At 40.0% G+C, this 19,798-nt stretch carries 21 protein-coding genes and 1 riboswitch; of the genes, 3 read left to right on the forward strand and 18 right to left on the reverse strand.

Annotated features, from left to right (window positions below):
• The first annotated feature begins 84 nt into the window (after nt 1–84).
• The gene (locus GPS65_RS11970) at nt 85–216 is read left to right on the forward strand and encodes a YpzI family protein (RefSeq protein ID WP_081112329.1); all 132 of its coding nucleotides are present in this window, start codon (nt 85–87) and stop codon (nt 214–216) included.
• Between the two features lie 51 nt (nt 217–267).
• Here GPS65_RS11970 and fni read toward each other — a convergent pair whose 3' ends face one another.
• The 17 genes from fni to GPS65_RS12055 form a co-directional block, all read right to left on the reverse strand.
• A complete protein-coding gene (gene fni / locus GPS65_RS11975) occupies nt 268–1,335 on the reverse strand; it encodes a type 2 isopentenyl-diphosphate Delta-isomerase (protein ID WP_012010397.1) in 1,068 nt (355 codons plus the stop codon).
• 14 nt (nt 1,336–1,349) lie between these two features.
• Nucleotides 1,350–2,501 (reverse strand): 30S ribosomal protein S1, encoded by a 1,152-nt coding sequence (gene rpsA, locus GPS65_RS11980; RefSeq protein WP_003215529.1) that lies wholly within the window; start codon nt 2,499–2,501, stop codon nt 1,350–1,352.
• A gap of 223 nt (nt 2,502–2,724) precedes the next feature.
• On the reverse strand, nt 2,725–3,402 hold the full coding sequence (cmk, locus tag GPS65_RS11985) for a (d)CMP kinase (protein WP_012010399.1): 678 nt from the start codon (nt 3,400–3,402) through the stop codon (nt 2,725–2,727).
• A gap of 71 nt (nt 3,403–3,473) precedes the next feature.
• Nucleotides 3,474–3,656, reverse strand: coding sequence for a DUF5359 family protein (locus GPS65_RS11990; RefSeq protein ID WP_003215744.1), 183 nt, complete (start codon nt 3,654–3,656; stop codon nt 3,474–3,476).
• Between the two features lie 63 nt (nt 3,657–3,719).
• Nucleotides 3,720–4,367: a flagellar brake protein gene (locus tag GPS65_RS11995; RefSeq protein WP_088000975.1), complete on the reverse strand. Its 648-nt coding sequence runs from the start codon at nt 4,365–4,367 to the stop codon at nt 3,720–3,722.
• A 101-nt stretch (nt 4,368–4,468) separates the two neighbouring features.
• Nucleotides 4,469–5,818 carry a germination protein YpeB gene (gene ypeB, locus GPS65_RS12000; protein WP_012010402.1) on the reverse strand — a complete coding sequence of 450 codons (1,350 nt, stop codon included), beginning with the start codon at nt 5,816–5,818 and terminating at the stop codon, nt 4,469–4,471.
• A 16-nt stretch (nt 5,819–5,834) separates the two neighbouring features.
• The gene (gene sleB / locus GPS65_RS12005; protein WP_088000972.1) at nt 5,835–6,746 is read right to left on the reverse strand and encodes a spore cortex-lytic enzyme; all 912 of its coding nucleotides are present in this window, start codon (nt 6,744–6,746) and stop codon (nt 5,835–5,837) included.
• Nucleotides 6,747–6,874: 128 nt separating this feature from the next.
• Nucleotides 6,875–7,531, reverse strand: a complete 657-nt coding sequence (gene prsW, locus GPS65_RS12010; RefSeq protein ID WP_012010404.1) for a glutamic-type intramembrane protease PrsW — start codon at nt 7,529–7,531, stop codon at nt 6,875–6,877.
• 154 nt (nt 7,532–7,685) lie between these two features.
• Nucleotides 7,686–8,657 carry a YpdA family putative bacillithiol disulfide reductase gene (locus tag GPS65_RS12015; RefSeq protein WP_012010405.1) on the reverse strand — a complete coding sequence of 324 codons (972 nt, stop codon included), beginning with the start codon at nt 8,655–8,657 and terminating at the stop codon, nt 7,686–7,688.
• 122 nt (nt 8,658–8,779) lie between these two features.
• Nucleotides 8,780–10,054 carry a Glu/Leu/Phe/Val family dehydrogenase gene (locus tag GPS65_RS12020; protein ID WP_012010406.1) on the reverse strand — a complete coding sequence of 425 codons (1,275 nt, stop codon included), beginning with the start codon at nt 10,052–10,054 and terminating at the stop codon, nt 8,780–8,782.
• Between the two features lie 195 nt (nt 10,055–10,249).
• Nucleotides 10,250–10,831 carry a genetic competence negative regulator gene (locus GPS65_RS12025; protein WP_012010407.1) on the reverse strand — a complete coding sequence of 194 codons (582 nt, stop codon included), beginning with the start codon at nt 10,829–10,831 and terminating at the stop codon, nt 10,250–10,252.
• 165 nt (nt 10,832–10,996) lie between these two features.
• The gene (locus tag GPS65_RS12030; RefSeq protein ID WP_161985427.1) at nt 10,997–11,785 is read right to left on the reverse strand and encodes a metallophosphoesterase; all 789 of its coding nucleotides are present in this window, start codon (nt 11,783–11,785) and stop codon (nt 10,997–10,999) included.
• Between the two features lie 87 nt (nt 11,786–11,872).
• Complete coding sequence (locus GPS65_RS12035) at nt 11,873–12,325, reverse strand: DUF2663 family protein (RefSeq protein WP_144457965.1); 453 nt, start codon at nt 12,323–12,325, stop codon at nt 11,873–11,875.
• Between the two features lie 64 nt (nt 12,326–12,389).
• Complete coding sequence (locus GPS65_RS12040) at nt 12,390–13,151, reverse strand: LysM peptidoglycan-binding domain-containing protein (RefSeq protein ID WP_012010410.1); 762 nt, start codon at nt 13,149–13,151, stop codon at nt 12,390–12,392.
• Nucleotides 13,096–13,737 carry a CPBP family intramembrane glutamic endopeptidase gene (locus tag GPS65_RS12045; RefSeq protein ID WP_012010411.1) on the reverse strand — a complete coding sequence of 214 codons (642 nt, stop codon included), beginning with the start codon at nt 13,735–13,737 and terminating at the stop codon, nt 13,096–13,098. Before GPS65_RS12045 ends, GPS65_RS12040 begins: the two co-directional genes overlap by 56 nt.
• Entirely contained in the window at nt 13,734–15,242 is a 1,509-nt protein-coding gene (locus tag GPS65_RS12050) for a RecQ family ATP-dependent DNA helicase (RefSeq protein ID WP_012010412.1), read from the reverse strand. Before GPS65_RS12050 ends, GPS65_RS12045 begins: the two co-directional genes overlap by 4 nt.
• Nucleotides 15,235–16,287, reverse strand: coding sequence for a YpbB family protein (locus GPS65_RS12055; RefSeq protein WP_119125057.1), 1,053 nt, complete (start codon nt 16,285–16,287; stop codon nt 15,235–15,237). The genes GPS65_RS12050 and GPS65_RS12055 overlap by 8 nt, the downstream gene beginning before the upstream one ends.
• Nucleotides 16,288–16,554: 267 nt before the next feature.
• Here GPS65_RS12055 and GPS65_RS12060 point away from each other — a divergent pair, with 267 nt between their 5' ends.
• Entirely contained in the window at nt 16,555–16,803 is a 249-nt protein-coding gene (locus tag GPS65_RS12060; RefSeq protein WP_003215700.1) for a ferredoxin, read from the forward strand.
• Nucleotides 16,804–16,837: 34 nt separating this feature from the next.
• Here the strand turns inward: GPS65_RS12060 and GPS65_RS12065 are convergent, their stop codons facing one another.
• Entirely contained in the window at nt 16,838–17,419 is a 582-nt protein-coding gene (locus GPS65_RS12065) for a riboflavin transporter FmnP (RefSeq protein ID WP_012010414.1), read from the reverse strand.
• A 144-nt stretch (nt 17,420–17,563) separates the two neighbouring features.
• Nucleotides 17,564–17,695, reverse strand: a riboswitch (FMN riboswitch).
• 287 nt (nt 17,696–17,982) lie between these two features.
• Between GPS65_RS12065 and serA the strand changes: the two genes are divergently transcribed.
• Nucleotides 17,983–19,557, forward strand: coding sequence for a phosphoglycerate dehydrogenase (gene serA / locus GPS65_RS12070; RefSeq protein WP_012010415.1), 1,575 nt, complete (start codon nt 17,983–17,985; stop codon nt 19,555–19,557).
• Nucleotides 19,558–19,798 lie beyond the last annotated feature (241 nt).

Here is a 19,798-nt window from a genome sequence, read left to right on the forward strand (position 1 = left end):
CATTTTTTAAACGTAAGGGATCGCTTTGGGCATTGTATGAAAAAAACAAGAGGTGACACCCTAATGGATGAGGAGGGATGTATGATGGGAAGAGATAGACAAGAAAAACGTTTAAAGGCATCAAAAAGAGTGGAATCCGACCGTGATCAATCCATTCATTATAAAGGGGCAACAGCACTAGAAGGTCCAGATAGCGCACGAAAAAGAAATCAATAAAAAAAGCATGTGATCACCACATGCCTTAGATGAAAAAGGGCTAAACTCGCTTTAACCCTTTTTCTTATTTGTTCTTACACTATAGTACGTTGTGTCGATGCCTCTTTCTTTGAGCCAATGACTTGTATCACCTGAAATGACTACTTGGGTTTGTCTCAGTTCTTCAATGGTCTTCGCGCCAAGGACTGTCATCATCATCTTCACATCTTCTTGAAGATCTATCATATCTGCGATGAGACCTTTTTCCCCACCGTCAGTCAGTGATTTTAAGAAAAAGCCAGCTAGACCAGCAGCGGATGCGCCAAGAGCAATTGATTTTGTGACATCAAGGGCGTCTTGTATACCTCCCGAGGCTAAAACCGTTTGGTCTGGAAAACTTGTATGTACTTCAGCAAGACTCGCTGCAGTTGGAATCCCCCATTGATCAAAATAATGAAGAGCTTTTTGGCGGCGAAGATTTTCGATCTTAGAAAAGTTCGTACCACCAAATCCCCCTATATCAACGGCAGCAACCCCAGCATGAAATAACTTTTTGGCCGTTTCCTTGCTCATACCAAATCCAACTTCTTTTACGACAACAGGCACACCAACTGATTCGGCGATAGCTGCGATGCGCTCAAGTGCCCCCCTGAAATCACGGTCTCCTTCAGGCATGACAATCTCTTGAATCACATTTAAATGAATCTGGAGCATATTGGCCTCCAGCATCTCAACTGCTTCCTTCGCTTGTTTGATCGTTGCCTCACTGCCTAAATTCGCAAAGACAATTCCATTTGGGTTCACTTTTCGAACAACTTCATACGTACGTCTTTCTTCTTTATCTTTTAGCGCAGCCATTTGTGATCCAACTGCCACCGGAATATTGGTTTCCTTCGCTGCGATTGATAAAGAGCGATTTATCTCATAGGTCGATTTTCCGCCCCCGCCAGTCATTGCATTGATAAAAATTGGCGAACCGAAAGTCAGTCCGCCAATTGTTGTATGTGTATCAATTTGTGATGTCGCAAGATCTGGTAAACCGACGTGAACGAAGGAAACATCTTTTAAACCTGTTTCTGCATGCTGTCCAGTGGACAAGGCATGTTCAATATGCTGTTTCTTTCTTTCTGCTCGCGTCAATTTTGATCACCAAATTATTTTAATTTATTGAGCTTATCGCCGATCAGGTCACCAAGCTGGAATCCGCTTGTGTTTTCTTCTTTCGCCTGATATTGACGATAATTCTCTTCGATTTGTTTTTCAGGATTTTCTTCTAAATCACGAATGCTTAGTGAAATGCGCTCTTCATCTTCATTCACATCAAGCACTTTGACTTTCACAGTTTGCCCTTCTTCAAGGACTTCATGCGGTGTACCGATATGTTTATGAGAGATTTGGGAAATATGCACAAGTCCTTCGACGCCTGGCAGAATTTCAACAAATGCACCAAAGCTTACAAGACGTTGGACAGTTCCTTCAAGCACATCACCTTGTTTTACCTTTTCGCCAATCTGGCTCCAAGGTCCTGGTAATGTTTCTTTAATAGATAGTGAGATACGCTCGTTATCACGATCAACAGCTAGTACTTTGACCTGGACTTCCTGGCCTTCTTCCACTACGTCAGATGGCTTTTCAACATGCGCATGGGATAGTTGAGAAATGTGAACCAATCCATCAATGCCGCCAATGTCTACAAATGCACCAAAATCAGTAAGGCGTTGCACTTTACCGTCAATCACACTGCCTACCTCAAGTTTTTGCAAGAAGTCTTGCTTTTTGTCTAATTGCTCTTGCTCCACTACTGCACGGTGCGAGAGAATTACACGATTTTTTTCGCGGTCAAGTTCAACCACGACAAGTGAGAGTGTTTTACCTTTGTAGTCTGAAAAGTCCTCAACATAGTGCGCTTCTACAAGAGATGCAGGAATAAATCCACGCACACCAATATCTACGACAAGACCACCTTTTACAACGTCTTTTACTTCAGCTTCAAATACTTCTTTTGTTTCAAACTTTTTCTCTAGGTCTTCCCAAGCGCGGTCTGCATCAACAGCACGTTTCGATAAAATCAAAGCATCGTCTTCGACTTTGGTTACTTTAAGCTCTAATTCGTCGCCATCTTTCACGACATCTGATGCTTTTTCAACGTGAAGACTTGATAATTCACTGATTGGGATGATCCCAGGCTGTTTCACATTGACGATATCTACATTGACATGCTTGTCCTCAACTTTAGAAACAATCCCTTTCACTACATCTCCAACCTCTGGTACCTGAACATCGATTTGATTCATTTCCTCTGTCATTTCGATAACCTCCTTGGTCCAAACCTACACAGCTTAGTTAAAACGACTGGGTGAATATGTGTCTTAAGCATGATGATTGCCAGCCGAGTATGTATTATAGAAACATTCAAATCAACAGAATTGCTTGAATGATCAATAAAAATAGTATTAGTATAAACTTCTAATAAAAGACCTTGTTTGTCAAGAGATAAACCTCTAACTTATAAAAGTTTTCTAAAATTTCTTACTGTTTCTCTACGCGGTCTGCTGCATCTAAAATTTTACCTGCTACCTCTTGAATGGAAAGAGAAGTGGTGTCAATTTCAATGGCATCATCCGCTTTCTTTAGCGGTGAAACTTCGCGCTCAGAGTCAAGCTTGTCACGCCTTGCAATCTCTTCGATCAGCTGATCGTAATTGACATCATAGCCTTTTTTCTGATTCTCCTCAAAGCGGCGTTTTGCTCTTTCTTCTACAGAGGCAAGCAAGAAGATTTTCACTTCGGCATCAGGAAGAACGTGGGTACCTATGTCTCTTCCGTCCATGACGACACCGCCTTTTTTACCAAGCTCTTGTTGCCTGCGGACCATTTCTTCCCGAACAGCTCTGTGCTTTGCGACAACCGATACTTGGTTGCTCACGCGGTCTGTGCGAATCTCCTCTGTCACATCTGTATTGTCTAGATGAACTTTTTGACCCTCGCCTGTTGAGACAAGTTCAATCACAGTTTTTTTCAGTAGTGCATCAAGTGCCTGCTCATCTTCAAGATCTACACCATGTTGAAGTGCCGCAAGTGTAATCGCTCGGTACATGGCACCTGTATCGATATAAATATATGATTTTTTTGCTGCGACAATTTTTGCCACAGTGCTTTTTCCTGCTGCAGCAGGACCGTCAATTGCGATAGATAATTTCTTTTTCATAATACCTCTCCTTGATTGAATCTCCCTTATGAATTGTAACACGATCACCGGTCAAACGGGGGAATTTTCTATCAATCCTTCTGCTTAAACGTCTCGATCCAATCTTCAATGCTCATGTTATTTACACCCTCGTATTGCACGACTTTTGACAAAAATAGTTCTCCTTTCGTCAAATGAAGTGTAATCTGAACGGCTAATAATAAGACAAGCTGAATGAGCACCGCTTTAAATAACCATCTTTCCATTGTCTTCATACAAAAAGCCTCCACGCTAGAATCTATCACCTCTAGTATGGAAGCTTTTAACATCCTTTATTCTTATGCTTTTTTCACACGTGTTAAAAGCTGCTGCTGGAAGCAGTACTTCATAATGTGCTGCTGCTGATCATTTGAGATCTCAGAAAACTCCATGATCGCTCTTGTTTTACCAGTCTGCTCATCTTGATAGACTCGGCTCATCTCTGCAACCGCTTTAATTTTGACAGGCTCTTTCAGCGGAAGTTCAAACTCTGTGATCACTTCTCCGTCTTCTTTCAATGAGACACCTTCAGGAACAGCAATGGCTAAGCCGCCAGCACTCATATTGACAATAAACGTGTCAAAGGATTCTTCACCCGTTTGCGTGATCGCGGCTTTGACCATAGTATCGACTCTCAGATATTCTCTCCGCTGAAGTCGAATCATTTCTTCTTTTGGCGGAATGGAAATGACGATCATCGGAATATCTTCTTTCTTCTTGCCTATGACTTCGCTTGTGCATTTGTATGGAATTTGACTTTCATCGAAAAAGAAAACGGTGATTTCTGTTTGCTGGTTCAAATAGATCGTGCGTCCCGTTTCTTTATCAGCTGGATAATTAATGCAAATATCATCGTTATTATTTTCCAAAACTTTCGATTTTGCAGTTTTCACTTCTTTGTTCTCATTGACATATTCAATTGTGATTGCATCCCCTATTTGTAACATTCCTCATCACTCTTTCATCTGTGAAATCATATCCTCTCCTATATTAAACCATGTATAAAACAAAAGGAAAAGGCTTATTCGCCTTTTCCTCACTTCCTTTTCTATAGGTCTTTATATATAGGTTCTGCGTTTTTTAGTTTATCTACTCGTTCTTCTTTTCCGGTATCCGCATTAATGAACATTCGGTACGTATCATTTTTTATCGTTCCAAGGAACTCATAGCATAAAACTTCTTCTGACATATCGTTTTGAACAATTGCCACATGAGTATCTTCGATTTTCACATGCTGATTGAGTGTTTTCTTCGCTTCTTTTTGTGAGATTTTAGGTGCTTTGATGTCTCTTGTTTTATGATTCGTTAAATAGTCTTTTGCTGAAAATCCAACCACTTCTCCATCATCTAATGCGACCTTCATGCGTATACTATCTGGATACAGCAGTACATTTTTTTGTAGTGGTACATAGGTAAATACACCGATATTATCAAATTGCGCACTTTCATCTAAATGGAAAGACTCTGCATCAAATCCTTGCTTCTTTAAAAAGCTGAGTGCTTTTTCTGATGCTTGGTTTAAACTGATTTTCTGTTTTTTTACGTCTCGATTTTGAAGAAGGTAAACGGGATGCCCTCCTTTTTCAGTCAAGTCTAAATAGAAATTCGCTTTACTATCAGGATCTGACATTGATAAGCTGTACACATCTCGATTGGTTTTACTTCCGCTTTTTCTCACCTTAAAATGTTGATTATGATCAGGTGTGAATTGCTGGGCTATGCGTATCGCTTCTTTCTTTGAAATCTTTTTTCCTTTTAAATGATTGTAGCCACGTGTTTCTGCTTCTGTCGACACATTTGTCGGTCCGAGATCGACATCTGCAAATGCATCTGCATTTCTCTCGACTGTTTTCAACCCGTCAATGATGGTGTTATCATTCTTTCGGTCACCATCAGCAAGTGCCATTTCAACATCCATCCATTTTAAATTTTTGTTGAGGACGAGATGCTGCACTTGTCTCAGTTCGTTTTGAATATCAGATGCTTGTTGATATAATGACGTAATGGTTTTGTGCGTATTTTTGTTTAACGGTTCATCTGATAGGGATTTCACTGATGATTTGTAGCTAAAGTCTCCGACATTCGCCAAAAATTCTTCCGTTTTGTTAAAAGGCATTAATGTAAGCGGAAGCTGACTCACATTGTTATGTGCTTCTGAAGACATTCTCCATACATCTGCAAGTGCTGGTGAAATCGACGATTGGCTGTTCATCGCAAGCGTTGCTCCAAGTTTGTCGTGCAGCTGATCCACTTGGTACGTTAAATCGTGGAAGGCCCTCTGATAGTTATTCTCTGCGTGCAAAAGCACTGCGTCTTTTTCTTGATGCTCTTTATAGCCCCAATAACCTGTTGAGATAACAGCAATTCCTAAAATGGCAATCAATATTCCTCTGATCATTTATTTACACCTCTTTCTATTCGCAGAAAATATGTTTCCCAATGCGTTTAATTTGTGGTCTACCCCAAATCCATGGGCTAGTCGCTGTATCAGGATTAAAGTAATAGACGGCACTCTCAGATGGGTCCCAGCCGTTAATGGCATCAAATACAGCTTTTTTTGCAGTTTCATTAGGTGACATATAAAATTGACCATCCGCCACAGCTGTAAATGCAAGCGGTTCAAAAATAACACCTGCGATTGTATTTGGAAAAGTCGAGTTGTTCAAACGGTTTAAGATGACGGCAGCGATCGCCACTTGTCCTTCATACGGCTCGCCTCTTGCTTCACTATATACCGCTTGTGATAAGAGCTGAATATCATTACTAGAAAAACCACCTGGCATGTTGGCTGCCGTTTGTTTCGGTGTTTGATTTGCTTGCTGATTGCCTGACTGTTTCGCAGACTTTCCAGATGCTCCACCTTGACTTTTTTGATTCTCTTTTGCACCTTGAGCTGTCTTTTTTTGTGAACTTCTTTTCGCTGGAGCTTTCGTTTGCTGATCAAGAGGTTTCCCGCCATAATGGGTAAACTCATTCCCCTTTTGCAGCTGCTGCTGAACAAAGTCTTTATAGTATTTTGTCTTTTGAACTAAGAGGCTTTTTGTTTGTTTACCTACAAGTCCGTCGACCTTCTTTACACCATATTGGCTTTGAAAGTTGCGAACGGCCCAGTACGTCCCCCAGCCATATACACCATCAATTTTGCCATTGTAAAAGCCATTGTATTGGAGCCGTGCTTGCAGCTCGACTACATCTTCTCCTGTTGCACCACGCTGAATGACTTGACTTGTGAAGGCTTCACTCTTTTCAGTTGTCATTAGTGAGGTTGCGAGTAGAACGATTGAGAAGATAAGGACGATTTTTTTCATGAAACGAGCTTTGTCCATTTTTGATCCTCCTGTACTTTTGATGTTTGAATATATATTTCTTCCAATCCCTATTTTTATACATTCAACACAGGAGAGAAATGGATGAAAAGACAAAAAAACGCCCTATCAACTGATAAGACGTTTTTTTAAATTTGCACCATTTTCACAGAACGAGCCTTTTTTGCTTTTCGCAGGCCAAACCACCATAAAAAAATCATGAATGGCAGCATGATATATCCCCAATTTTTCATCCCTAACAATATGAAATCATAAAGGCCGTGAAAAAGCACAGGAAGCGTTAAAGAAAGAATCAGCCATTTGCGCTGCTCTTTTTTTTCAGAGAAGCGGGCTTTGCCGATATAAAACCCCATCACAACACCGAATAAAGCATGACTTGAGACGGGTAATAAAGCACGGGTAAACGCATATTCAACCCCGTGACCGACTAAATAAAGAATATTTTCAAGTGTGGCGAAACCAAGTGAGACACTTGTTCCATATACAATCCCATCATAGTGTTCGTCAAATTGGGCATGTGCATAGACGCTGACCATTAAAATAAACCATTTTAAAGATTCCTCTAAAAAGCCCGACGTCACAAATGAAATCAAGATAGGGTTCGTGGTGATATGCTCCTCCTGTAGGACATATTGAATAAACATGGTTGGAAACACAAGTATAACGCCTAGCATAAAAGATCTGATGACCATGTGTACCGGCTCATTGTCGTACTGATCTTTCAAATAAAAATAACTTAAAAGTGCGATGCCGGGAGCTAAACCTGCTGAGATGATTGCGATCATAACCAGACCTCTTTCCCTACATTATCCTTCATTATCGTACCATGATTTACCCATTTTTTATATGAATCGAGCCCATTTTTATGAAAATTACTTTCTATATAATCCCATTTTATAGCAAAAGAACTGAATCCCTTAAAAGGATCCAGTTCTTTTTTTATCCGTTCATTCTGTTGTTGATTTCTTCTGCAATAAGCCCACCATGAAATCTCCCATTTTCAATGAAAATTTCATTGGCATTATTTCCAGCTGCAATGACTCCTGCAATGAAAATACCTTCTACATTTGTCTCCATCGTCTGTTCATCAAATGCTGGACGGCCTGATTCTTGATCAATTGTCACTCCCATTTTTTCTAAGAAAGAATGATCTGGATGATAGCCTGTCATGGCAAAAACATAATCACTTTTCACTCGCTCTGTTTGCTCTTGCTGATTTGTAAAAATCACTTCTTCTTCTGTGATTTCCTGCACCTGCGCTCCAAACTCCATTCGTATCGTTCCATTCCGCACAAGTGCTTCAAACTCTGGCAAAATCCAAGGTTTGATGCTAGATGAATATTCAGTGCCTCGATACAGTACAGTGACTCTACTTCCGCATTTCACAAGTTCTAGCGCAGCATCGACACTTGAGTTTTTCCCACCGATCACCGTTACATCTTTATCAAAGTATGGGTGTCCTTCTTTAAAATAATGATACACATGTGGAAGGTCTTCCCCTTTGACATTCATATAGTTTGGATGATCATAGTAGCCCGTCGCAATCACGACATAATCACATACATAATCGTCTTTTGATGTGCTCACGGTAAAATGACCGTCTTTTTTCGTCACAGCGTTCACTTTTTCAAAGGCATGTACACGCAGGCTTTTTCGTCTGACTACTTCTCGATAATAAGAAAGTGCCTGGATACGTACGGGCTTGCGATTTTCAGTAATAAAAGCGACATCACCAATCTCAAGCTTTTCACTTGAACTAAAAAAGGTTTGATGTGTTGGGTAATGATAAATACTATTGACGACATTCCCCTTTTCAATGACAAGTGCATCAATGCCGATTTGCTTGAATGCGATGGCAGCTGATAGTCCGCATGGGCCGCCTCCTATTATGATCGCTTTTTCTTGTTTCATTTGTTCCACTCCTGTCGTTTCAATGCAATAACAATTGCTAGCTGTTTCATGAGTTGTTCATTCAATAAAAAAATCTCCTATTTAAGGATAGGAGATTTTAAGGCGCGATGCAAATGAGCCGCTTAAATCCAGCCTCTGAAACGAGAAGCTTCAGCCATTTTACGTACGCCGACCATGTATGCAGCAAGACGCATATCGATACGGCGATTTTGCGCCATTTCATAAATATTATTAAATGATTTCACCATCATATCTTCTAAACGAGTTTCGACTTCCTCTTCAGTCCAGTAGAACCCTTGGTTATTCTGCACCCATTCAAAGTAAGAAACCGTTACACCACCCGCACTCGCAAGTACGTCTGGGACAAGCAGTACTCCACGATCTGAAAGAATTTTTGTTCCTTCAAGTGTCGTTGGGCCATTCGCTGCTTCCACGACAATTTTAGCTTTAATGTTTGCCGCGTTATCTTCAGTGATTTGGTTCTCAATGGCTGCAGGTACTAAGATATCACAATCGAGCTCAAGCAGTTCTTGGTTTGTGATGGTATCGTTAAATAATTTAGTCACGGTTCCAAAGCTGTCACGTCGGTCAAGCAAGTAGTCAATATCAAGACCATCCTCATCGTATAACCCGCCGTAAGCATCTGAAATTCCTACGATTTTCGCTCCAGCATCATACATGAATTTAGCCAAGTAGCTTCCTGCATTTCCGAATCCCTGTACGACAACACGTGCGCCGCTTATGTCAATTCCTTTTTTCTTCGCCGCTTCTTTGATGCAGATCGTCACACCTTTTGCTGTTGCAGTATCACGTCCGTGTGATCCTCCAAGAACAATTGGTTTTCCTGTAATAAATCCTGGCGAGTTAAATTCATCCATTCTAGAATATTCGTCCATCATCCATGCCATAATTTGAGAGTTTGTAAACACATCTGGTGCTGGTACATCTTTCGTTGGACCAACGATTTGACTGATTGCGCGAACATAGCCACGGCTTAGTTTTTCAAGCTCTCTAAATGACATTTCTCTTGGATCACAGATAATACCGCCTTTTCCTCCGCCATAAGGAAGATCCACAATACCACATTTTAAACTCATCCAAATTGAAAGCGCTTTTACTTCTTTTTCAGTAACGTTCGGGTGGAAACGAATACCGCCTTTTGTCGGTCCGACAGCATCATTGTGCTGCGCGCGGTAACCAGTAAAAATCTTCACTGATCCATCATCCATCCGTACTGGAATTTTCACAGTTAATAGACGAATTGGCTCCTTCAGCAATTCATACACTTCTTGCGGATAACCTAATTTGTCTAGCGCTTTATGTATGACGGTTTGAGTTGACTTTAAAACATCTAGCTTATCTTCTGCGTTATGAGCGGCGTTTTGATCGGCTGCCATTAAAATAAACCCCCTAGAAATCTTTCATGATCTACTGCTCCCTTTCAAGCAATAGTATACACCTTCGTACTGGTAAAGCAAAGGTAAAAAACGTTTTTTATCAAAATAAAATATCAGCGTTTATAAATATAAAAAGGATATAAAAAAATACTGTTGTTTCATCACAACAGTATTAAATATAATAGAAAAAAGTGATTAAAAATACATTTGAATCGTTTTCACTGCATCATCTTGCATGATCACTTTTCCGTATTCTTTTAACCGATGAATCGTTAATGTCGTAGGAGAACCGAACTCCGCTAAAATGGAAATGACGGTATCAGCTGATAGTTCTTCAAAATCATCAAGGCTGAGAAAATATTGTCCTTCATAATGGTAAACTGTACCCCCTAAAAGTCCAATACGATTTAAACTATGGGACAGTTGAATCACATCTTCAAATGAGGCAAATTGATAGAGCACATGATGACTCTCGTCGAGTTTGACTTGCATCTCAATGTAATCTTCATCAAACTCATCATCATCAGCATCATCTTGCTGACTCTTTGTGACAATGACGACCATCCCCTGCGCCTGAAGTGAAAATACTTCAACAGCAATCGGTCCACTCGCTTCAAAACCGAGCTCCTGATTCGCTTCGTTCATCATGTCTTTAAACAGCTGATGGACTTTGAACGAATCTTTCCAAAGGTCTTCTTTCGTAAGACCCCGGTCTGTCAGGTCATCTAGTGTGAGAAAAATTTTGATTTTATTATAATTCAGACGCTCCAGTCGCATAACGTTCCCTCCTGCCTCTTCTAAACACACATCATACTGTAGTATATGAGATGATGAGTCATAGGTTCTTAATTTTGTATTCAGTTTACACTGTGTCAAGTCGGAAGACAAGCATGAAGCTATGCTTACGGTGACTTTTATGGAAAATATTGAAGGCGCATCCAGTTATCGCTTTTTGACAGGCATTAAATAGATCAAATGGGTTTCTGGCTCAGCCCCGAGACGCATTGGAATCTTCGTTGTCCCATAACCATTACTAATGAGAAAAAATGCGCCTTTGACCTGACCTGTTCTTCCTTTTTCATACGGACCAAATTTCCCAATTCGGATCTGACCTCCATGCGTATGACCGCTCAAAACAAGGTTGACCCCCTCATCTTCACTCATTAAATGATGTACATCTGGGTTGTGTGATAAGAGAATATTTACGTCACCTTTCACGAACTCAGGTCGTATCGCTTCATAATCCGCCTTTTCAAGCCGAATATCATCAATACCTCCAATTTTGATTGGCTGGCCTTCGAAATCCCACACAGCCGTTTCATTTTGCAGAGTCGTCACATCGAAAGCATGAAGAATTCCTTTAAACTTTTGCTGGTGCAGCTCGTGATCATTATTTCCCCAAACAAAATAAACGGGCGCAATTCTTGATAAACGTTTTACATTTTCTTCTATTCTGGCGTAGGGTACACCTTTTTCTGCTAAGTCCCCGCCTATCATAATGACATCCGGTTTTTCTTGTGTGACCTCGGCTAATAATGAGTCATGAATGAGCCGGCGGTGTGTATCAGAAATAAAGAAAATCACTGCTGGTCGATCTGATTGAAGTGCTTCTATTGTAAAGTAATGCTTTTTGATGTTGTTTTGTTTTGCCGTTTTCACCATTTTTGCCGTTACACACACACCTGTTGTAACAGCCGCAATGGCGGCGGTAAATCCGATGGCATATTTCATCATAAATGGCTCCCTTGCATATGTGTCGTTCATAAGACGCTTGAATGAAAAAAGACGTTTCAACTATTAAAACGTCTTTTTACGCATTTATTTACTTTCATAATAGAGATTAATGTCATATTGCTGGTGCATATAGTGAAAAACCGCTTCACGCTCTTTCCACTGATCTGATTGCGGCCATAAGTCTGTGCTTTTTTGTATAATCTCACATCTGAGGCGATGATATTCATCCTCAGCCTTTTCTTCTTTTTTCTTATAATAATAAGAAGCATAAAAAGCAAACACCTCAGCCATGATCCAAAATAGAAAGACCTCATGACCGAGCAGTGTTGCAATCATTGCTTCTGGCTGAAGAGAGCCTCCTTTATTTGCCGTTATCACAAAATAAAACAAAAGAATTGCCAGTGACAAAAGGGCTGTCCATTGCCACCTTTTGCACTGTTTGGCAAAGCCCTCATATTTAAGCTTTCTTTTGATCAACGTTTCCATCATTTTCTGTGTCGGCTGATCCATATAGCGGCTGATTGCGTGCAAAGTCATCACATACACCCTGTCCCTTTTTTCTACATATGTATGTGCATTTTCCTTCGTTCATGTCAGGTAATTAGTTTTCCAATGGTATGTTGAGAACTTGACCACTGTATACACTGTTCCCATTTAAGTGATTGTACGCTTTTATTTTCTCTTCACCCGATCGGCTTTTGTAATATTTCATCGAAATTCGATACAGGTTTTCCTCTGGACCAACTGTGTGCTGCACGACACGAACTGGCTTTTCTTCCTGCTTCTTTTTCTCCTCGGCTTCTTTTCGTTTTTTCTCTTCTTGCTGTTTTTGGAGAGCTAGCTGCTGCTGTTCCCGCTTTTTCGCAGCTGCGGCTTTTTCACGCTCTTGTTTCTCTTTAGCAGCTTTTTCTTTTTTCTTCTGCTCTGCTTTTTCTTTTGACTGCTGCTTTTCTTTTTCTTCATCTTTCTTTTTCTTCTCTTCGTCAGACGCATCCGCTTTATCAGCGTTTGCGTCTTTTTTTGTATCGGCTAGTGCTGACGGAACTGGGTCCGTGTCGGCACTTGATGTAGAATCGATATTATATACATCTTGATTATTATGGTTTATTTCCTGTGATGTGTAGTAGATCAATAGAAAGAAAACAGTGATGACGATAATAGGAAAGATAATAGCCAATGTCGTAAACAAAGGATTGCGCACTTTTTTCGTACGCTGTTTCTTATATTCATGAAAGTCTTCTCGTGTAGGAAAGTGAGAGTCATCAGAAGGTTGTACTTTTTCTTCAAGAATTTCCTCTACATTGTCGTCATGGTTGTTGGTGAGTTGCTCCTTCTTTCTCTGCATTCTCGACATTTCTTCCATGTTCATCCCTCCCCTTATATTTCAAACGAATTTGACAAGCAAAGACTAAGTCAATGACAAAATGTGTCATAACAGGAACAAATAGATTTCCCGTCCACTCGTATAAAAGTCCTAAAAAAATACTAATGGAAACCACGAGGATAAACAAGAGTATTTTTGATAAATAGCGAAAGTGAAGAAGCGCAAACACGATGCTGGCAATCTCTAGCCCAAATTGTTGTTGAACAATTCCGCGAAATAGTATTTCCTCTGAAAAGGCAATGAGAAGTGTTAACCAAACAATATGCGGGATGCTTCGGTTTTTGAACATCTTTTCATTTAAACCGCCATCATCATACATATGAGCGGGAAACACCTTCATGACAATCGCATCCACAATAATGACGAGCAAAGCACCGCCAATTCCATGAGTCAGAATGCGCATATCATGAATCTGCCAAAGGGATGTAAAATCTGTCCATTGATTGAACATAAATATGCCTAGTAAAAAAGAAACGATAAGCATAAGCAACTGCGTGAAATACAGCTGTTCTACGACTTGTCGATCGGTTAATTTTTCAATGATTCGGCGATGTTGTTCTATCAATGCTGCGCCTCTTTTGTCAGATGAAACATACGATCCAGCACAGTCTTCCAGTGTTTCATTTCATTCAGCTCCAATGATTGTTCTTTTTTTTCATAATCAGACAGGTTCAGTCCGCAAGAAGAGCAGCAATCATCAGAGGACGCGCGCTCTGTTTGATCAATCTGTTCGTGAAAGTATGATAACAGAGATTGTCTAAAGCAGTTATGATCCATGATCCGCTCTTTAAATTGCCACACCTTTCTCAGCTTTTCTGTTTGTCTGTCCTGTAATTTTTCTTTTAGATTCTTAAGGATTGCCGGGCGCTGCTCGGACTCATGCATCATGTAATAATGCGTCAGCATTCTTGCACGTGTCTCCTGAAGGCCTGTTTCCATTAATCGTTCACGTAATTTTTTTTCATCATTTATCTGCATTTGTGTCAGTTGTGCTAGGTAGAAATCAATTTCTGGATCGTCAAATCCATCTGCTTGGATCAAGTGTTGCTGAATTTCTGCATCCTCTTCTGTATATAAAAGAATGCTCACACTGTTTTTTCCATCCCTTCCCGCTCTTCCAATCTCTTGCATAAATGCTTCAATCGATTGCGGTGGGCTCATATGAATGACAAATCGAATATTTGCTTTATCAATTCCCATGCCAAAAGCACTCGTACAGCAAATGAGATCAAGCTGATCACTAATAAATTGCTGCTGAATAAGCATACGGTCTCCCGCATCCATTCCGCCATGATAAAACTCAACACGCTGATTGGTTTTTTGTTTCATATAGAGAGCAAGTTCTTCTGTCATTTGCCGGGTCGGGCAATAAATAATGCCTGGTCCTTGCAGGAAATCTACAAGCTCAATGGCCCGTTTCTCTTTTGCTTCTTTCGTTTCGTGTACTTCTTTGACTAAGGCAATGTTCGGGCGATTGACGGAATGAATATGAAAGTCTGGCTGCTGTAATCTTAGCGTTTGCACAGTATCTTTTAGCGTTTGTTTTGTTGCTGTAGCTGTAAGAGCTAAAGCCACAGGATGACCTAACGCTTCTCTCCATTCTCCAAGCTTCGAATATTCAGGACGGAAATCATGCCCCCATTCTGATATACAATGCGCTTCATCGACGACAAACAGACCAATACGCATCGATTTGAGCTGTTCTAAGAGCATTTCTGACATCAATGCCTCAGGTGCGACAAATAGAAATTTATATGATGGCAAATGCCGAATGATATGTCGCCTTTCCTGAAAAGTCAATGTGCTGTTAAGTGCCGCCACTCGTTTTTCCCCGCGCATTTTCATTCGTTCGACTTGGTCCTCCATTAGCGATAAAAGCGGCGAAATGATCAGAACTAACCCGTCTGTCATATAACCGGGAATTTGATAGCAAAGTGACTTGCCTCCACCAGTAGGCAGCATGGCAACCGTGTCTTTTTGATGCAGCACACTTCGAATAATGTCCTCTTGACCTGATTTAAATGTGCCATGGCCAAAGTATCGCATGAGCGTCTGATGAAGCTTATCCATTTGCTTTCACCATCCTTGTCAGTGCCAATCTTATTTGAAAATAAGTAAATGGATGCTCGAGTTTTTCTTTAATCAGCTTCATTTTATTTGTTTGCAGCTCTTTAGCTACAGCAAGAATTGCCTGCTGCTCTTCTATACTCACATATGGCTCTATTGAAAAGCTTGGCTCATGTATCGACAGCTCTACAATATGATCTTCAATCGTTGCCTTTTTTAATGAACGAATGTGAGCAATTTGTTCAATATCAAATCCTTTTTGGACAAGCTCCAGTGTTTTTTGAGTAGAAGTTGTTAACACGCGTTTAAATTCAAGGTCACCTATGAGTTGCTGCAAAATCGGTGCCTCACCTTTTTGGGCAGATTGAATAAAATAATGGAGTACATTCCAAAAAAGCAGGTACACATACCACACATCTTCTTTCATCCACTCCGCCATTTGCTGATACGTACGCCCGATTCGTTCATTTGAGGTCAATGAGTAAACAAAAATCACTGCCTCTTGCTCACTTAGGTTCATCAGAAGTTTTTCTAGTTCATGATGCAGATCTTTTGAAAGCTTGCTCTTCTGCTGATGCTGTTTCAAAAAAGATTTCGTCCAGCTTTGAACTGAGACATCTCTTTGTATCGGAACATATTGATGTGATCCAGCCATATGGTGAGAAAGCACTTGTACAAGTAAAGAAAGCCTCATCCATAGCATCTTTGCTTTATCATGATATTTGGCACCATGAAAATAAGTAGGCATCGGTTTTTCAGAAAAATGCTGGTGTAGCATTCGCTGCCCTGCTTCAGTGATGCTGAGTGTCTCATCGTTTTTTCTAATGTAGTGCTTTTCTTCAAGTTTTAAAGCAGAGCGATTCAGCTGGTCTCTCGTAAACCCCGGGTAACAGCCGAAGTACCTGGAAAGCTCAAACAAGCTGGCATCCTGTATGGTTTGTGATGATTTTTTTCCTTTAAAAAGATGGTAGACAGCACTAATGGAGCGTTCACCGTTCAATTTATATACGCTGTCCATTAACATGACATCCAAATAATGAAGAGTCATTCATCAAAGCACCTGTCTTCCTGACAAAATTCGAATATTTTCTCCCTTTATTTTAACAGATTTCATACAATAAGAAATGTTTAAACTCAATTTATGGGGGAAAGTTATGAACAAACCCTTATGTGATAAGCATTCTCATTCACTTTACAGTTGAAATGTGAATTTAAAATCATTACAATAAGGTTTGAGGAAATTGTTTTTTATCGGTGAAACTAAAAAGGTTAAACCATGTGTTCCATCGAACTATTTGGGAGGTATTTTTTTAACATGGCAAAATATACAATTGTAGACAAAGACACATGTATTGCTTGCGGCGCATGCGGTGCAGCTGCTCCAGACATTTATGATTATGATGATGAAGGCATTGCATTTGTTACGCTTGACGACAACCAAGGGACTGTAGAAGTTCCAGAAGTACTTGAAGAAGATATGCTTGATGCATTTGAAGGATGTCCAACTGACTCAATCAAAGTTGCGGACGAATCTTTCGAGGGAGACCCACTTAAGCATGAATAGTATAAAAGCCCCTTATGCAGGGGCTTTTTTTATATTAACTATTTTGAAGTCGGCGTTTATTTTCAAACCATGGACGCATTTTCACAAAAATGAAGCTAAATACGATGGTAATGATGATTCCTTTAATAAAGTTAAAAGGTAAAATCCCCGCTGTAATGGTCGTCTTGAGCGCATGATCTGATAGTTCTGGTGCGTTTAAAAACCATGTGTAAGCTGGCAGGAATAAGAAGTAATTTAAAATGCTCATCATCACAGTCATAAGTAATGTACCCATGATCATTGACCAAGCCATTCCTTTTGCTGATTTAATTTTTTTGAACATGAAGGCGACTGGTAAGATGAATAGTGTGCCTGCAATGAAGTTCGCGACTTGCCCAACTGGAACGCCGGACATACTGCCTTGAATGAGATAATGCAGAACATTTTTTAATGCCTCAACGGCGATTCCTGCACCTGGTCCATAAATTAAAATCGCAATAATCGCTGGGATATCGCTGAAATCAATTTTCAAATACGCTGGAAGCCCTGGGAAAGGAAAATCCAATAAAATTAACACAAATGAAATACTGCTAAGCATACTGGTGACAACTAAACGTTTTACTTTACTTTGATTCAATATTCTCTCTCCTTTTCGATCAAATCTAACGAAAAGAGGATTGTTCAATTTCAGCCACAAAAAAACCGCTCATGAAAACAGGAGCGGGGAATTTAGGCTAGACAAATAAACGTGTGAAAAACTCAGTTTTCAACGTTTACGAACCTCCATCTTCTCCCATCCAGACTATACTGTCGGCTTCGGAATCACACCGAATCCTGCCAAAAAAGGCTCGCGGGCTTAGAGACTATGCTCATCACCGCCGGTAGGGAATTGCACCCTGCCCCGAAGATTGATCATTATTCAATTCGACATCATTATATATGATATATGAGCATTTGTACAGATAAAAATCCTGAGCAATTTCATCAGTTTTAAAAAATCGTAAAAAACTTAAAAATTATAATGACAAATGCGAAAAAATTGGTTATCTTTTGTTTAAAGGTGTCCATTCTTTATAAAGACACTAAGAAATGTTCGTGTTTTCTTTTTCGCTTTACTGCTTTAATTTGATTGACACAGTGAAAAGGAATATGGTAAATTATCAGATATTTATGACGTTTATTTTAGGAGGAAATCTTACGATGTTTCGAGTTTTAGTCTCAGATAAGATGAGCAATGACGGTCTTTTACCACTTTTAGAATCAGATTTTGTTGAAATTGTCCAAAAAAATGTAACAGAAGCAGAAGATGAATTACACACATTTGATGCCTTACTTGTCAGAAGTGCGACGAAAGTGACCAAAGAGCTTTATGAAAAGATGACTTCATTAAAAATTGTCGGCCGTGCTGGTGTGGGAGTAGACAATATTGATATCGATGAAGCCACCAAGCATGGTGTCATTGTGATCAATGCACCAAACGGTAATACGATCTCTACAGCTGAGCATACATTTGCGATGATCTCTTCGCTTATGCGTCATATTCCACAAGCCAACATTTCTGTAAAATCAAAAGAATGGAACAGAGGTGCATATGTTGGTGCCGAGCTTTATGGAAAATCTCTTGGGATTGTTGGACTTGGTAGAATCGGAAGCGAAATCGCCCAACGCGCAAGAGCATTTGGCATGACAGTCAACGTATTTGATCCTTTTCTGACAAAGGAACGTGCAGAAAAAATCGGCGTCAATGCCAAATCACTTGATGAAGTACTCGAAGTATCAGATATTATCACTGTACATACCCCATTAACAAAAGAAACAAGAGGACTTCTTAATAAAGAAACAATTGCAAAAACGAAAAAAGGCGTTCGCCTAGTGAACTGTGCACGCGGTGGTATCATTGATGAGCGTGACCTTCTTGAAGCGCTTGAAAGCGGTCATGTTGCAGGAGCTGCACTCGATGTATTTGAAGTAGAACCTCCTACTGATAATCCGCTTGTAGACCATCCGCTTGTCATTGCAACTCCGCACCTTGGCGCATCGACGAAGGAAGCACAATTAAATGTAGCGGCACAAGTATCTGAAGAAGTACTTCAATTTGCAAAAGGACTCCCTGTGATGTCATCTATTAACCTACCAGCGATGACAAAAGACGAGTTCAAAAAAATTCAACCTTATCATCAGTTTGCAGGAAAACTCGGACGTCTTGTCTCTCAATCAATGAGAGAACCAGTAAAAGAAGTAGGCATCTCTTACGAAGGCTCTATTTCAAAACTCGAAACATCCTTTATTACAAAAAGTCTTCTGTCAGGCTTTTTAAAAGAGCGTGTTGATTCGACTGTAAATGAAGTCAATGCTGGAATGGTGGCAAAAGAACGCGGCATTAGCTTTAGTGAAAAGATTTCTTCCAGCGAATCTGGTTACGAAAACAGCATTTCTATTGAAGTCAAAGGCGATCTTTCAACCTTTACTCTTAAAGCAACCTACATCCCGCATTTAGGAGAACGCGTTGTTTCCATTAATGGATTTAATATTGATTTTTATCCAGATGGACACCTTGTCTACATCCAGCATACTGATGCACCTGGTGTAATTGGAAAGGTTGGACAAATTTTAGGCGACCATGATGTCAACATTGCGACAATGCAAGTAGGACGTAAAGAAAAAGGCGGCGAAGCCATCATGATGCTTTCTTTCGACAAGCATCTTGAGGACGAAATTGTCAAAGAATTAACCGAAGTACACGATATACTTTCTGTCCGTCTGATCGACCTATGAAAATCAATATAAACCTCATGCAAATGCATGAGGTCAGCTTGTAGACAAAGTCTACAAGCTTTTTTGTATAATAAGGGTAATAACAATAATCTGTGGGGGATAAACATGTTATCGAAACGTGAAGAAGAAAGAAGAAATCAATTAGAAGTAGTGGCTTTAGGTGACACGTGGAGCTGACAGATACTAATAGATCGAGGACTTAACCTATATTCTATTGTGAAGTTTGAACATTGTTATCTAG

Source organism: Bacillus pumilus (assembly GCF_009937765.1).
GTDB lineage: Bacteria > Bacillota > Bacilli > Bacillales > Bacillaceae > Bacillus > Bacillus pumilus_O.

What these genes read in the sequence shown, in the direction of transcription:
- sleB (WP_088000972.1), bottom strand. Translation starts at nt 6,746, where the DNA reads ATGGACAAAGCTCGTTTCATGAAAAAAATCGTCCTTATCTTCTCAATC.
- GPS65_RS12060 (WP_003215700.1), top strand. Translation starts at nt 16,555, where the DNA reads ATGGCAAAATATACAATTGTAGACAAAGACACATGTATTGCTTGCGGC.
- cmk (WP_012010399.1), bottom strand. Translation starts at nt 3,402, where the DNA reads ATGAAAAAGAAATTATCTATCGCAATTGACGGTCCTGCTGCAGCAGGA.
- GPS65_RS11995 (WP_088000975.1), bottom strand. Translation starts at nt 4,367, where the DNA reads ATGTTACAAATAGGGGATGCAATCACAATTGAATATGTCAATGAGAAC.
- GPS65_RS12025 (WP_012010407.1), bottom strand. Translation starts at nt 10,831, where the DNA reads ATGCGACTGGAGCGTCTGAATTATAATAAAATCAAAATTTTTCTCACA.
- GPS65_RS12015 (WP_012010405.1), bottom strand. Translation starts at nt 8,657, where the DNA reads ATGAAACAAGAAAAAGCGATCATAATAGGAGGCGGCCCATGCGGACTA.
- serA (WP_012010415.1), top strand. Translation starts at nt 17,983, where the DNA reads ATGTTTCGAGTTTTAGTCTCAGATAAGATGAGCAATGACGGTCTTTTA.
- ypeB (WP_012010402.1), bottom strand. Translation starts at nt 5,818, where the DNA reads ATGATCAGAGGAATATTGATTGCCATTTTAGGAATTGCTGTTATCTCA.
- GPS65_RS12050 (WP_012010412.1), bottom strand. Translation starts at nt 15,242, where the DNA reads ATGGATAAGCTTCATCAGACGCTCATGCGATACTTTGGCCATGGCACA.
- GPS65_RS12035 (WP_144457965.1), bottom strand. Translation starts at nt 12,325, where the DNA reads ATGACTTTGCACGCAATCAGCCGCTATATGGATCAGCCGACACAGAAA.
- prsW (WP_012010404.1), bottom strand. Translation starts at nt 7,531, where the DNA reads ATGATCGCAATCATCTCAGCAGGTTTAGCTCCCGGCATCGCACTTTTA.
- GPS65_RS11970 (WP_081112329.1), top strand. Translation starts at nt 85, where the DNA reads ATGGGAAGAGATAGACAAGAAAAACGTTTAAAGGCATCAAAAAGAGTG.
- GPS65_RS12020 (WP_012010406.1), bottom strand. Translation starts at nt 10,054, where the DNA reads ATGGCAGCCGATCAAAACGCCGCTCATAACGCAGAAGATAAGCTAGAT.
- GPS65_RS12030 (WP_161985427.1), bottom strand. Translation starts at nt 11,785, where the DNA reads ATGAAATATGCCATCGGATTTACCGCCGCCATTGCGGCTGTTACAACA.
- GPS65_RS12055 (WP_119125057.1), bottom strand. Translation starts at nt 16,287, where the DNA reads ATGACTCTTCATTATTTGGATGTCATGTTAATGGACAGCGTATATAAA.
- rpsA (WP_003215529.1), bottom strand. Translation starts at nt 2,501, where the DNA reads ATGACAGAGGAAATGAATCAAATCGATGTTCAGGTACCAGAGGTTGGA.
- GPS65_RS12040 (WP_012010410.1), bottom strand. Translation starts at nt 13,151, where the DNA reads ATGGAAGAAATGTCGAGAATGCAGAGAAAGAAGGAGCAACTCACCAAC.
- GPS65_RS11990 (WP_003215744.1), bottom strand. Translation starts at nt 3,656, where the DNA reads ATGAAGACAATGGAAAGATGGTTATTTAAAGCGGTGCTCATTCAGCTT.